The organism is Burkholderia sp. MSHR3999 (genome assembly GCF_000833595.1).
GTDB classification, from domain to species: Bacteria; Pseudomonadota; Gammaproteobacteria; order Burkholderiales; family Burkholderiaceae; genus Burkholderia; species Burkholderia ubonensis.
The window spans coordinates 1,361,249-1,373,819 of the sequence record NZ_JRFO01000007.1 but is presented as its reverse complement, the minus strand read 5'-3'; the positions used below and the strand labels follow the sequence as shown (position 1 = coordinate 1,373,819).

The 12,571-nt window shown below is 69.4% G+C and carries 13 protein-coding genes and 2 pseudogenes; 13 read left to right on the top strand and 2 right to left on the bottom strand.

Annotated elements, in window-relative coordinates:
• From KY49_RS29605 to pal, 3 genes and pseudogenes are all read left to right on the top strand, one after another.
• Window positions 1-213 (top strand): annotated as a pseudogene (locus KY49_RS29605) (RNA polymerase sigma factor); the annotation flags it as partial.
• Between the two features lie 182 nt (window positions 214-395).
• Complete coding sequence (locus KY49_RS38310) at window positions 396-563, top strand: hypothetical protein (RefSeq protein WP_175550705.1); 168 nt, start codon at window positions 396-398, stop codon at window positions 561-563.
• 293 nt (window positions 564-856) lie between these two features.
• Complete coding sequence (gene pal, locus KY49_RS29600; protein ID WP_042587894.1) at window positions 857-1,357, top strand: peptidoglycan-associated lipoprotein Pal; 501 nt, start codon at window positions 857-859, stop codon at window positions 1,355-1,357.
• A 43-nt stretch (window positions 1,358-1,400) separates the two neighbouring features.
• Here the strand turns inward: pal and KY49_RS29595 are convergent.
• A pseudogene (locus tag KY49_RS29595) lies at window positions 1,401-1,562 on the bottom strand (c-type cytochrome); the annotation flags it as partial.
• A 213-nt stretch (window positions 1,563-1,775) separates the two neighbouring features.
• On the opposite strand from KY49_RS29595, the gene KY49_RS29590 reads away from it, so the two are divergent.
• The 10 genes from KY49_RS29590 (at window position 1,776) to KY49_RS29540 (ending at window position 11,389) form a co-directional block, all read left to right on the top strand.
• Window positions 1,776-2,048, top strand: coding sequence for a hypothetical protein (locus KY49_RS29590; protein ID WP_042587892.1), 273 nt, complete (start codon window positions 1,776-1,778; stop codon window positions 2,046-2,048).
• A gap of 328 nt (window positions 2,049-2,376) precedes the next feature.
• The gene (locus KY49_RS29585; RefSeq protein ID WP_042588836.1) at window positions 2,377-3,411 is read left to right on the top strand and encodes a succinylglutamate desuccinylase/aspartoacylase family protein; all 1,035 of its coding nucleotides are present in this window, start codon (window positions 2,377-2,379) and stop codon (window positions 3,409-3,411) included.
• 108 nt (window positions 3,412-3,519) lie between these two features.
• Window positions 3,520-3,816, top strand: a complete 297-nt coding sequence (locus KY49_RS29580; protein WP_042587891.1) for a type II toxin-antitoxin system MqsR family toxin — start codon at window positions 3,520-3,522, stop codon at window positions 3,814-3,816.
• A 2-nt stretch (window positions 3,817-3,818) separates the two neighbouring features.
• Window positions 3,819-4,220, top strand: coding sequence for a type II toxin-antitoxin system MqsA family antitoxin (locus tag KY49_RS29575; protein WP_010096397.1), 402 nt, complete (start codon window positions 3,819-3,821; stop codon window positions 4,218-4,220).
• 314 nt (window positions 4,221-4,534) lie between these two features.
• A complete protein-coding gene (locus KY49_RS29570; RefSeq protein WP_042587890.1) occupies window positions 4,535-5,089 on the top strand; it encodes a GNAT family N-acetyltransferase in 555 nt (184 codons plus the stop codon).
• Between the two features lie 55 nt (window positions 5,090-5,144).
• Entirely contained in the window at window positions 5,145-6,086 is a 942-nt protein-coding gene (locus KY49_RS29565; protein ID WP_042587889.1) for an ABC transporter substrate-binding protein, read from the top strand.
• 45 nt (window positions 6,087-6,131) lie between these two features.
• Window positions 6,132-7,199, top strand: coding sequence for an LLM class flavin-dependent oxidoreductase (locus tag KY49_RS29560; RefSeq protein WP_042587888.1), 1,068 nt, complete (start codon window positions 6,132-6,134; stop codon window positions 7,197-7,199).
• Window positions 7,196-8,545 carry an LLM class flavin-dependent oxidoreductase gene (locus tag KY49_RS29555; protein ID WP_042587887.1) on the top strand — a complete coding sequence of 450 codons (1,350 nt, stop codon included), beginning with the start codon at window positions 7,196-7,198 and terminating at the stop codon, window positions 8,543-8,545. Before KY49_RS29560 ends, KY49_RS29555 begins: the two co-directional genes overlap by 4 nt.
• Before the next feature lie 91 nt (window positions 8,546-8,636).
• Complete coding sequence (locus KY49_RS39075; RefSeq protein ID WP_082062468.1) at window positions 8,637-10,418, top strand: amino acid ABC transporter permease/ATP-binding protein; 1,782 nt, start codon at window positions 8,637-8,639, stop codon at window positions 10,416-10,418.
• A 38-nt stretch (window positions 10,419-10,456) separates the two neighbouring features.
• Window positions 10,457-11,389, top strand: a complete 933-nt coding sequence (locus KY49_RS29540; RefSeq protein ID WP_042588833.1) for an ABC transporter substrate-binding protein — start codon at window positions 10,457-10,459, stop codon at window positions 11,387-11,389.
• Window positions 11,390-11,568: 179 nt separating this feature from the next.
• On the opposite strand, the gene KY49_RS29535 is transcribed toward KY49_RS29540, so the two are convergent.
• A complete protein-coding gene (locus KY49_RS29535) occupies window positions 11,569-12,531 on the bottom strand; it encodes an ABC transporter substrate-binding protein (protein WP_197083615.1) in 963 nt (320 codons plus the stop codon).
• Window positions 12,532-12,571: the final 40 nt, after the last annotated feature.

The following is a 12,571-nucleotide window of genomic DNA, read 5'->3' as shown; positions in this document are numbered from 1 at the left end:
GATGCCGCGCAATGCCTCGCACTGCCCGAGGCGACAGTGCGCAGCCGGCATCATCGCGCACGGCGGATGCTGCGTGCGTCGCTGACGCTCGATCTCGACATGGCCGGGCGCGACGCGTTCGATTTTCGTGGGGCGCAGTGCGACCGGGTGGTCGCGCAGGTGCTGGCGCGGTTGACGCCGCCAGACGACCCCGCCGATGCGCCGCACGCCTGAGCGTGCGACGCATCGGCGGATTCCCGCTCAGCCGGCCGGAAGCCCGGACAAGGGAGCGCGGGGCTGGCCCGGACATGGAATAAGCCGGCCGCCCCGAACGTTACGTGATCGCGCGGGCGCCCTGTCCGGCCGGTCGGCCGGATGACGGAGCCGGGCCGCCTGCACGTCGACAGGAGGTTGAGATGAAATCGACAGCGTTTGTCGCAGCCGTGGTTGCGGCGCTGACGCTCCTGCTTTCCGCGGGATGCATGTCCGACAACGGCGCTTCGCAGAACCACGCGGTCGGCCGTTACGGTGGAGCGGGCGGCGGTGGAAGCGGCGGTGGTGGCGGGGGCGGCGGCGGATACTGAACCGTCACATTCAACCATATGGCCCGCGTCGCGCGAGCGCCGGAAACCGGCCGCGTCGCGCCGCGGCGCCTTAGCCTTCCTTTGCAGCGCATCGGCTCCAGGTCGTCTGGCGTCACGCTGACCGGCTGCCCGAACCATGGCGCACCACCGGCTTCGCGAACCGCAAGCCGCGTATCCCGTCCCCTGCTCTCTCCGCCGCAGCCGGCCGCAAGCCGCTCGGCGCAACTGGTCACGTCATGACATTTTTCCTAATCTGATTGCAGTGGCACGCGCAACCCCGCAGGAGACGAACGATGAACAAAGCGAACCGATATGCGGTGATCGTGGTCCTGGCGCTGCTGGGGGGCTGCCGCCACGCGGCGAAGACGCCCGAGAACGCCGGCATGAACCAGGGCGCCGGCGGCCAGGCGCTCGGCACGCCGCCGTCGGTCGCGACCGACGAGCTCAACAATCCGAACAGCCCGCTCGCGAAGCGCAGCATCTATTTCGATTTCGACGCCTACGACGTGAAATCGGAATACCTGACGCTGCTGCAGGCGCACGCGGATTACCTGCGCCGCCACCCGTCGCAGCGCGTGCTGATCCAGGGCAATACCGACGAGCGCGGCACGTCCGAATACAACCTCGCGCTCGGCCAGCGCCGCTCGCACGCGGTGATGAGCGCGCTCGTGACGCTGGGTGTGCCTGAAACCCAGCTCGAAGCGGTCAGCTTCGGCAAGGAAAAACCGGTGGCGCTCGGTCACGACGAAGCGTCGTGGTCGCAGAACCGGCGCGCGGATCTGGTCTATCGTTGACGCGCGCGGAATTGCCGGCAACCGGCCGCCTCGCCCTTCCCCGTCAGCGCATCGCCTTCACGTCGGCCGGCGTCACGCTGGCCGGCTGCCCGCCCCACGTCGCGCGCAGGTAGTTCGACAGCTGCGCGAGTTCGTCGTCGCTCAGCGTCACGGCGAAGCCCGGCATCGGCTGCATGTTTTCGACGCCGGCGAACTTCTGCTCGTCGTTCGCGGCATTGGCAGGCGCGGCCGGTTTCACCCGCGATACGAATCAAGCGCCGCACGCGGCGTCACGTTACATGTTCCGTAACATCGAGCCGAACGCGCCGTGCAGTTCGCTGCAGAAGCCCACACGATCGGCACATCGGCCAGGTATTCCATCCTGGCATTCTTATTGCTGTTCAACGGGTAACAACGAACGTACTCGGGGAGCACAATCATGGATACCGTCGAAGTCATCTGCAGCAGCGAGCCGGTCAATGAAAAGAGCGTGATCGACGGCGCCGCGCTGATCCGCCGCCTGACCACCGTCCGCAGTCCCGACCCGCGCGACACCGCGTGCATGGACAACCCGCCGCTGACGCTGTACGGCGCCTATCGCCAGGGCGTCGAGGATTACGCCGCGCGCCGCGCGAATCCGTATCGCGCGGGCAGCCGCTTCTGGGCGTTGTGGGAAGAAGGACGTATCGAAGCTGAAACCGACGCGCGGTGACGCCAGGCGCGCGCCGGCGCCGCGCCGAAGCAGGCGGCAGCGCGCGACGCGGCGCATGCACTGCCGCCGGCGTGACGCCGGATGGTTTCATCGATGCAACCGCGGCGATCGTTATGCGAAGTGGTTCTTCCCGCGATTTTTGTAGCCGAACGACGCGCGCGGGCCTTCGACGCGAAGCCGCGCCCGATGATGCGTGAGCGGCGCGCGTCGTCCGGCCGACCGGCGCATCCCGCGTCCTGACCGCTCCGCGCAGCCCGTCCGTCCGCCGCGTCCCGCCTGTTTCCCGATAAGATGGCGCATGCTCCGCCCGACGCCCGCTCCGACGAACATGACCGCCACTTACCAGCCCAGCAACCCGATCCGCTGCGAAATCGACCTCGACGCTCCCGGCAAGCATGCCGGCTATCTGCGCCTGCCGCATTCGGTGCACCGCTCCGCCTACGGGTGGCTGCCGATCCCGATCGTGTCGATCCGCAACGGCGACGGCCCGGTCGCGCTGGTGATGGCCGGCAACCACGGCGACGAATACGAAGGCCAGATCATCGTGTCGCAACTGATGCGCGAGATCGAGCCGGAGATGGTCAGCGGGCAGCTGATCCTGCTGCCGATGGCGAACTTCCCCGCGGCGGACGCGGGCCTGCGCGTGTCGCCGCTCGACGGCGGCAACCTGAACCGCAGCTTTCCCGGCGATCCGGCCGGCACGCCGACGCAGATGATCGCCCATTACATCGAGCACGCGCTGCTGTCCCGCGCGCAATACCTCGTCGACCTGCATTCGGGCGGCAGCTCGCTGCTCTATCACAGCGGCAACATGCTCGCGATCGATCCGCTCGACGCGGACGAGGCCGCGCGGCTCAACGCGCTGCTGGTCGCGTTCGGGCTGCCGAACGCGTTGCTGCACGCGCCGAATCCCGTGCATTCGGCGTCGGCCGCGCGCCGGCAAGGCGCGATCTCGATCGTCACCGAACTCGGCGGCGCGGGCATGGCCGATCCGGCGCTGATCCGGCTCGGCCGCCACGGGCTGCTGCATTACCTCGGCTTCATCGGCCTGCTGCACGGCGCGCTGGTGCCCGACGCGCCGCCCGCCGTCACGCGCTTCATGCGGGTCGACGGCGAGCGTCACCACGTGTACGCGTACGAGCGCGGCCTCTACGAGCCGCTCGCCGAGCTCGGCGACAAGGTGCGCGCCGGACAGCCGGCCGCGTGGGTGCACTTCCCCGACACACCGCTGCGCGAGCCGGTGCTGCACCGCTTCGCGGGCGACGGCGAAGTGGTCTGCAAGCGCGTGCAGGCGCAGGTGCAGCGCGGCGACTGCCTGTTCCAGCTTGCCGAGCCGGCTGAACCGCCCAGCATCGGCCGATAGGCCAAAACCGGATCCCTCCTTTTCCCATGCTGTCTGCCATACGTGGCGGACGGCATGCGTGCGCCATTAACCAACTTGACAAATTAACCCTTTTGGTTATGATCGCAGATGGAAAAGAATACGCCTCACTGCAAGCTGTCCCGAGTCAAAGCGCTCGTCGAGACCGGCAAGGTGCGTTTGACCGCGAGTGCGGTAATCGGCGCTCGGCAACTTGGCTTCACCGAAATGGACGCGATCGGTGTCGTGATGTCGCTGACAACCGTCGATTTCCACAAGAGCATGACGACCTATGCCGACCACACGATATGGCAGGACGTGTATCGGCGCCGCACCGTGCGTGGCGACGTGTATCTGAAACTGACAGTGATCGACGACGTGCTGATCGTGTCTTTCAAGGAGCATTGAAAATGAAGTGTCCTGCGTGCGGTGCCGCAAAACTGATCCGCGACACACGAGACATTCCCTATACCTACAAGGGTCGATCGACGGTCGTCCCGGGAATAACGGGCGATTTTTGTCCGGCCTGCGGAGAGTCGGTGCTGGACATCGACGAGGCGACCCGTCTCGGCGAAGCGGTCACGGAGTTCAACAAGCAGGTGAACGCGACCATCGTCGACCCGAAGTTCATCGCGAAGGTGCGCAAGAAGCTGATGCTGGATCAGCGTGAGGCGGCGGAACTCTTCGGGGGCGGGATCAATGCGTTCTCCCGCTACGAGACCGGCAAGACGAACCCGCCGCTCGCGCTGGTGAAGTTGTTGAAGATCCTGGACCGTCATCCGGACCTGCTTGCCGAAGTACGCGCGGCGTAGACGCGCGCCATTCGACATCGCGCATGCGCGGAACCCGATCTTCGGCGCATGCGCGCCCCCTTCGCCCGTCTACCCCACTTCCCCTGCAAGCCTTCTGACGTTCCCCGCGAAATCCTTATCGAAATTGCTTCGTTCGCCTTTGCCTGCCGCGCCGCTAACGTGTTCGAAACGGCGGCGGACCGCCACTCGCATCGCAGGATGCGCATCGGCCGCCGTCATCACGACAACCGCGCCGCGACAACGGACGATAACGGACAGGCCATGTGCCCGAGGCCCGCAACGAACGTCCGCGTCGCGCGCCCTTCGCGACGCCCATGGCCACGACCGACCGCATCCTCGACACGACGTCGCTCGACGTCCGCGCGCAACCGCTGATCGACGCGCTGATCGAAGAGTATTCCACGCGTTACGACGCGTACCGCCCCGATAGCCGGGCGTCCGCGCGTGAGGAACTCGCACGCTACCCGGCCGAACGGTTCGCGCCGCCCGAAGGCGCGTTCATCCTGCTGCTGCGCGACGGCGAGACGATCGGCGGCGGCGCATTCAAGCGCTACGACGCGCAGACGGCCGAGCTCAAGCGCATCTGGACGCGCACGGACCTCCGGCGCCAGGGGCTCGCGCGGCGCATCGTCGAAGCGCTCGAAGCGCGCGCCGCGCAGCAGGGCTATCGCCGCGTCTACCTGACCACGGGCTTTCGGCAGCCCGAAGCCTGGGCGCTGTACGACCGCACCGGCTATGCGCGCCTGTTCGATTCGTCGATCGATCCCGAAGCGTATTTCCATCTGCCGTTCGGCAAGGACCTGATCGACCCGTCGCGCACGTCGACGCTCGCCGACCTGTGGGCGCCCGAGCCGGTGCTGCCGCGCTGAGCCGCCCGCCTTCCCATCCGACTCCGCCCTCCACGATAGAAACAGGACGCTTTCCATGCAACGAGCCGCTCCCTTCGCTTCCCACGTCATCCGCACGCTGGCCGCCGCGCTGCTCGGCCTGAGCGCGTTCGCCGCCGCCGCCGCGACGTTCGACCTGAGCCCCGAGCAGCGCGGCCGCCCGCGCGGCGCCGCGGACCCGGCGGCCGAGCACGCGCTGCCCGCCGGGTTCCGGTTCGCGCAGCCGGACACGCTGACCATCGGCATCGCGCCGAGCCTGCCGCCGATCAGCTCCTATGCGACCGACGCGCGCACGGTCGTCGGCTTCGACGCGGACCTCAGCCAGCTCGTCGCGGACAGCCTCGGCCGCAAGGTGAAGATCGTCGCGCTCACGTGGGCCGACTGGCCGCTCGCGCTCGCGTCGGGCAAGGTCGACGCGGTGATCTCGAACGTCACGGTCACCGAGGAGCGCAAGCAGAAGTTCGACTTCTCGTCGTACCGCAAGGACCAGGTCGGGTTCTACGTGCGCAACGACAGCAGGATCACGTCGATCCGCGAACCGAAGGACGTCGCGGGCCTGCGCGTCGTGACCGACGCGGGCACCAACCAGGAAAAGATCCTGCTCGCGTGGGACCGCGAAAACGTCGCGCACGGGCTCAAGCCGGTCGCCGTCCAGTACTACGACGACCAGGCGATGCGGCTCGTCGCGGTGCAATCGGGCCGCGCCGACGCGGTGTTCAGCGTGAACTCGGTGCTCGCCTACCAGAGCGCGCAACAGGGCAAGACGCGGCTCGTCGGCGCGATCAGCGGCGGCTGGCCGCGCACCGCCGACATCGCGGTCGCGACGCGCAAGGGCAGCGGCCTCGCCGAGCCGGTGACGATCGCGCTGAACGGGCTGATCCGCAACGGCCTGTACCAGCGGATCCTCGAGCGCTGGAGCCTCGGCTCCGAGGCGATCGACCAGGCGCGCACCAATCCGCCGGGCCTGCCGAAGTCCTGATCCGCCCGCCATCGTCAACGTCATCCGCAGGATTCGCCGCCCATCATGTCTTACTCGCTATCGTTGCTGGACAAGAGCCCGATCGCCGACGGCAAGAGCGCAGCCGACGCGCTGCGCTTCACCGTCGCGCTCGCGCAGCGCGCCGAACAGCTCGGCTACCGCCGTTTCTGGGTCGCCGAGCATCACGGCGCGCCCGGGTTCGCCAGCTCCGCGCCGGAGATCGTCGTCGCCCACCTGCTCGCGCATACGTCGCGCATTCGCGTCGGCTCCGGCGGCGTGATGCTGCAGCACTACAGCCCGTTCAAGGTCGCCGAGACCTTCAAGCTGCTCGCGTCGCTCGCGCCCGGCCGCGTCGATCTGGGCGTCGGCAAGGCGCCCGGCGGGCTGCCGCTGACGACCCGCGCGCTGCAGTGGTTCCACGACCGCGCGAAAAAGCCCGGCTTCGCCGGCCAGCTCGCGGAGCTCGACGCGTTCCTCGGCTGGGGCGTCGCCGAGGACCACCCGCTCGCGGGCGCGGTCGCGACGCCGGTGCCGCCGCAGCCGCCGCAGCGGATCCTGCTCGGCGGCTCGCCGGACAGCGCCGAGCTCGCCGCGCGCCAGGGCTGGCGCTTCTGCTACGCGGGGCATTTCAACGGCGACGAAGCCAATATCGAGCGCTCGCTCGACGCGTATCGCAATGCCGGCGGCACGCGGCCGCTCGTCGCGCTGTATGCGGTCGCCGCGCCGACCCGCGAAGAAGCCGAACGGCTGATCGGGCCGCTGCGGATCTTCAAGCTGCAGTTGGCGAGCGGCCAGAGCTTCAACCTCGCCAGCGCGCAGGCGGCGGCCGAGTTCGCGCGGCAAAGCGGCGCGACCGACTACCGGATCGACGAGCTGCGCCCGGCCGTGCTCGCCGACACGCCCGAGCGCGTGCATCGCGCGCTCGACGCGCTGAGCCGGCGGCTCGACGTCGACGAGTTCGTCGTCGATTCGCCGCTGACCGACTATGCGGCGCGGCTCGCGTCGGTCGAATGGCTCGGCGGCGCGCTCGCGGCCACGCCCCAACGCACCGACGACGCCGTCGTCGCAGGCTTTCCCCCTTCTCACCGACACTCATCCGTGACCCGCCCATGACCCGACGATCCATCACCTTCGGCCTGATGCTGCAAGGCGCCGGCAGCCACATGAATGCGTGGCGGCATCCGAGCAACCCGCCGGACGCGAGCATCAACCTCGACTTCGTCACGCGCATCGCACGCAAGGCCGAGGACCACGGCGTCGCGTTCGCGTTCGTCGCGGACGGCCTCTACATCAACGAAAAGTCGATCCCGCACTTCCTGAACCGCTTCGAGCCGCTGACGGTGCTGTCCGCCCTCGCCACCGCGACGAAGAAGATCGGGCTCGCGGGCACGATCTCGACGTCGTACAGCGAGCCGTTCACGGTCGCGCGCCAGCTCGCGTCGCTCGACGCGATCAGCGGCGGCCGCGCCGGCTGGAACGTCGTGACCACGCCGCTCGAAGGCACCGCGAAGAACTTCGGCAAGGCGCATCCCGACCACGCACTGCGCTACGAGATCGCCGACGAGTACCTGAGCGTCGTGCAGGGGCTGTGGGACAGCTGGGACGACGACGCGTTCGTGCGCGACCGCGCGACCGGGCAGTTCTTCGCGCGCGACAAGCTCCACACGCTCGACCACCACGGCCGCTTCTTCAACGTCGCGGGGCCGCTCAACATCCAGCGCTCGCCGCAGGGGCAGCCGGTGATCTTCCAGGCCGGGTCGTCCGACACGGGGATCGCGCTCGCGGGCAAGTACGCGGACGCGGTGTTCACGCATTCGCCGTCGCTCGACGACACGCGCGCGTTCACGCAGCGCGTGAAGCAGAGCGCGGTCGAGCATGGCCGCCGCGCCGACGACGTGAAGGTGTTTCCGGGCATCGGGCCGATCGTCGGGCGCACGGCCGCCGAGGCCGAGGAAAAATACCAGGCGATCCGTAACCTGCTGACGATCGACGAGGCGCTCGCGTTCCTCGGCCGCTTCTTCGATCACCACGACTTCTCGCAATACCCGCTCGACGCGCCGTTCCCCGAGCTCGGCGAGATCGGCCGCAACAGCTTCCGCTCGACCACCGACCGGATCAAGGCCGATGCGAAGCGGCACGGGTGGACGCTGCGCGAAACCGCGCTCGAGGTCGCGACGCCGCGGCCGAACTTCATCGGCACCGCCGAGCACGTCGCCGACGAGCTGATCCGCTGGATCGACGCGGGCGCCGCCGACGGCTTCATCCTCGGCTTCGCGGTGCAGGCGCAGGGCGTCGACGATTTCTTCGAGCTCGTGGTGCCGGTGCTGGAGGCGCGCGGCCGCTATCGCCGCGACCTCCCCGGCAGCACGCTGCGCGATCACCTCGGGCTGCCGCGCAAGGCGAGCCGCTATGCGGCGGCCGAGGCGCAGCGCGCCACCGTGGCCGACGCGCAGGCCTGACGACGACCATTCGGCCGGCCGCCGCGTGCGTGCGGCGCGCCGGCAGACAGACAGGCGGAACCACAGGAACCGTACCGGAGCCCGTACCGACATGAGCGACACCACCCACCTCGGCGCGGCCTCGCCGCATCTTTCACCCGTTGCTCCCGCCGCGCGCGACGCCGGCACGCGCTTGCGGATCGTGCCGGCGCGGCATCGTTCGAGCGCGGCCGGCACCGCGTTCGCGCTAGCGCTGATCGCGCTCGTGCTGGTTTCGGTCATCGGCAATCCGCAATGGGGCTGGCCGGTGTTCGCCGACTGGTTCTTCGCGCCGCCGGTGCTGTCCGGGCTCGCGCGCACGCTGGCGCTGACGGCGCTCGGCGCGGTGTTCGGCCTCGTGCTGGGCGCGTTCGTCGCGCTGGCGCGGCTGTCGCGCTCGCGGCTGCTGTCGACGAGCGCGTGGACGTTCATCTGGCTGTTCCGCTCGATCCCGCTGATCGTGCTGCTGCTGATCCTCAACAATCTCGGCTACCTGTACGAGCACGTGCGGCTCGGCGTGCCGCTCACCGGCATCACGTTCGTCGACGTCGCAACGACCGACCTGATCAGCCCGTTCCTCGCGGCGGTGCTCGGCCTGACGCTGCACCATGCGGCGTTCTCCGCCGAAGTGATCCGCGGCGGCATCCTCTCGGTCGACCAGGGCCAGCTCGAGGCCGCGGCGGCGCTCGGCCTGCCGCGCGCGCACCAGACGACGCGCATCGTGCTGCCGCAGGCGATGCGCGCGATCCTGCCGACCGCGTTCAACGACCTGATCATGCTCGCGAAAGGCACGTCGATGGTGTACGTGCTCGCGATGCCCGAGCTGTTCTACACGGTGCAGGTGATCTACCGGCGCAATCTCGAGGTGATTCCGCTGCTGATGGTCGCGACCGTCTGGTATCTGATCATCCTCACGGTGCTGTCGGCGATCCAGGTGCAGGTCGAGCGGCACTACGCGCGCGGCGCGCTGCGCAACCCGCCGCCGTCCGCCCTCACCTTCGTCCTTGCGCGCGCCCGCGCGCTGTGGCGGCGGCTCGCGGCGCGCAAGCCCGCCGCGGCGGCGCCGGCCGCCACCGATGCGGCCGCGCCGCAACGGGGCGGCGAGGTCGCGGTGCACGCGGTGTCGAAGCAGTTCGGCGCGCAGCGCGTGCTCGAGCGCGTATCGTTCGTCGCGCCGCGCGGCAGCGTGACGGTGATCGTCGGGCCGTCCGGCTCCGGCAAGTCGACGCTGCTGCGCACGATCAACCACCTCGAGCGCGTCGACGACGGCTACATCGACATCGACGGCGAGCTGATCGGCTACCGCCGCGACGGCGACGTGCTCTACGAGCTGAAGGAGCGCGACGTGCTGAAGCGCCGCACCGAGGTCGGCATGGTGTTCCAGAACTTCAACCTGTTCCCGCACCTGACCGTGCTGGAGAACCTGGTCGAGGCGCCGGTCGCCGTCGGCGGCGCGACCCGCGACGCCGCCGAGCGCACCGCGCGCGCGTTGCTCGCGCGCGTCGGGCTCGCGGACAAGGCCGACGCGTATCCGCGCCAGCTGTCCGGCGGCCAGCAGCAGCGCGTCGCGATCGCACGCGCGCTCGCGCTGCGGCCGAAGGTGCTGCTGTTCGACGAGCCGACGTCCGCGCTCGATCCGGAGCTCGTCAACGAGGTGCTCGACGTGATCAAGGAGCTCGCGCGCTCGGGCACGACGCTCGTGATCGTCACGCACGAAATCGGCTTCGCGCGCGAAGTCGCGGACAACGTGCTGTTCATGGAAAGCGGGCGCATCGTCGAGGCGGGGCCGCCCGCGATCGTGCTCGACCAGCCGACGCATCCGCGCACGCGCGAATTCCTGTCGCGGGTGCTGTGACGCCCGCCTTCCTCTCCGGACCAGCGAGACACATGCCGATGATCGACCGACGCCTGTTCCTCTGCGCCGCCTTCGCCGCGACGGCGGGCCTGCCGTTGCGCACGGCGTTCGCCGCCGCCGCGCTCGCGGATCTCGACCCGCGCCAGGCGGGCCGCGTGCGTGCGCCGCGCGATCCGGCCGCGATTCGCGCGGCGAGCGGCTACCGCTGGGTGCGCGACGGCGCGTTCACCGTCGCGATCTCGCCGCACGCGCCGCCCGTGTCGACCTATGCGACGGACGCGCGCACCGTGGTCGGCGCGGACCCCGACTATGCGCAGCTCGTGGCCGACGCGTTCGGGCGCACGCTCGCGCTGGTGCCGATCGCGTGGGCCGACTGGCCGCTCGGCTTGACCTCGGGCAAGTACGACGCGGTGATCTCGAACGTCGGCGTGACCGAGAAGCGCAAGGAGAAATACGACTTCACGACGTACCGGCTCGGGCTGCACGGCTTCTACGTGCGCACCGCGAGCCCGATCGTGAAGATCGCCGAACCGAAGGATGTTGCCGGGTTGCGCATCATCACGGGCGCGGGAACGAGCCAGGAGCGGATCCTGCTCGAATGGAGCCGCCGCAACATCGCGCAGGGGCTCAGGCCGACCGAGCTGCAGTATTTCGACGACGACGCGGCCGCGCGCGTCGCGCTGCTGTCGGGGCGCGCCGATGCGGTGCTGAACCCGGACGCGGCGCTCGCCTATGAAGCGGCGCGGGACCGCAAGCTGCGGCGCGTCGGGCTCGTCAACGCGGGCTGGCCGGCCAATGCGGACGTCGCGATCGCGACGCGCAAGGGCAGCGGCCTGGCCGATGCGTTGACGCTCGCCACCAATACGCTGATCGCCAATGGCCGGTACGGACAGGCGCTGGCGCGCTGGGGATTGCAAAACGAGGCTGTCATGCGTGCCGAGACCAATCCGCCGGGGTTGCCGGCGTTCTGAGCCGGGCGGACGGGCGCAGCAACAACGCGGTGCCATCGCGCGGCACCCCGTGACTGCCGCGCGCTCTTATGCAGTAACCGCCGCGCCCTGCCGGTCGAGTTCCGCGCCGGGCGTCGCGGTGATCATGCCGATGATGTCGACTGGCATGTCGGAATGTCCTTCGAAGATGGGAAATGCGCTTATTGCGCGGCGGCCTTCTGCGCGGGCGTGGCGAACGCGCCCGCATACGAACGGTCGAGCAGCTTCGCGGTGTCGTACGAAGTCGGGATCACGCCGGCCTTGTGCAGGAAATCGGCGGTGTTCTGCGCGTCCTTCGCGGCGGCGGCGTCGACCGGGCCGACGCGCTGGTGCGCGTTATTGAGCCAGCGGTAGGCGACGTCCGGCTCGAGCTTCGCGCGCTTGGCCCACAGGTCCGCGTATTCGCGCGGATGGCTGTCGACCCACTGGCGCGCGGCGACCACGCGCCGCAGGAAGTCGGTAATCTCCGCGCGCTTGCCGTCGACGGCCTGCTCGTTCGCCGCGACGAAGCTGAGCGCCGGCATCAGCCCCTGCGCGGTGACGACCGGCCGCGTGCCCTGCCGCAGCGCGAGCGTGCTGACGAACGGCTCCCACAGCGAAACGGCGTCGACCGAGCCGTTCGCGAGCGCGTTGGTCGCGTCGATCGGCATCAGGTATGCGTACTTGACTGCGTCGGCGCGCACGCCCGCACGTTCGAGCGCGCGCAGCACGAGCTGCTGGCTCCACGCGCCGCGCCACACGGCGATCGTCTTGCCCTGCAGGTCGGCGACCGTGCGCACCGGCGAATTCTTCGGCACGAGGATCGCGACGCCGTCGAGGCTCTGGCGCGACACGGCGATCACCTTGACCGGCGCGCCGCGCGCGGCGAGCGTGAGCAGCGCGGAATCGCCGAGGAAGCCCACGTCGATCGCATTGCCGTTGAGGCTTTCGGCCACGGGCGCGGCCGCCTGGAAGTGCTTCCACTCGATCGTGTACGGCAGGTCCTTGAGCACGCCGGACGCCTCCATCGACGCCTGGATGTTGAAGTAGTTCTGTTCACCGACGCGCAGCGTGACGGTGTCCTTCGCGATGCCCGGCTGCGCGGCGAGCGCCAGCATGAGCGCCGTGACGATTCGGCTCAGCAATGTGATCTCCTGGATGAATGGTCGGGCGGGGTTGAACCGC

What these genes read in the sequence shown, in the direction of transcription:
- KY49_RS38310 (WP_175550705.1), top strand. Translation starts at nt 396, where the DNA reads ATGAAATCGACAGCGTTTGTCGCAGCCGTGGTTGCGGCGCTGACGCTC.
- pal (WP_042587894.1), top strand. Translation starts at nt 857, where the DNA reads ATGAACAAAGCGAACCGATATGCGGTGATCGTGGTCCTGGCGCTGCTG.
- KY49_RS29590 (WP_042587892.1), top strand. Translation starts at nt 1,776, where the DNA reads ATGGATACCGTCGAAGTCATCTGCAGCAGCGAGCCGGTCAATGAAAAG.
- KY49_RS29585 (WP_042588836.1), top strand. Translation starts at nt 2,377, where the DNA reads ATGACCGCCACTTACCAGCCCAGCAACCCGATCCGCTGCGAAATCGAC.
- KY49_RS29580 (WP_042587891.1), top strand. Translation starts at nt 3,520, where the DNA reads ATGGAAAAGAATACGCCTCACTGCAAGCTGTCCCGAGTCAAAGCGCTC.
- KY49_RS29575 (WP_010096397.1), top strand. Translation starts at nt 3,819, where the DNA reads ATGAAGTGTCCTGCGTGCGGTGCCGCAAAACTGATCCGCGACACACGA.
- KY49_RS29570 (WP_042587890.1), top strand. Translation starts at nt 4,535, where the DNA reads ATGGCCACGACCGACCGCATCCTCGACACGACGTCGCTCGACGTCCGC.
- KY49_RS29565 (WP_042587889.1), top strand. Translation starts at nt 5,145, where the DNA reads ATGCAACGAGCCGCTCCCTTCGCTTCCCACGTCATCCGCACGCTGGCC.
- KY49_RS29560 (WP_042587888.1), top strand. Translation starts at nt 6,132, where the DNA reads ATGTCTTACTCGCTATCGTTGCTGGACAAGAGCCCGATCGCCGACGGC.
- KY49_RS29555 (WP_042587887.1), top strand. Translation starts at nt 7,196, where the DNA reads ATGACCCGACGATCCATCACCTTCGGCCTGATGCTGCAAGGCGCCGGC.
- KY49_RS39075 (WP_082062468.1), top strand. Translation starts at nt 8,637, where the DNA reads ATGAGCGACACCACCCACCTCGGCGCGGCCTCGCCGCATCTTTCACCC.
- KY49_RS29540 (WP_042588833.1), top strand. Translation starts at nt 10,457, where the DNA reads ATGATCGACCGACGCCTGTTCCTCTGCGCCGCCTTCGCCGCGACGGCG.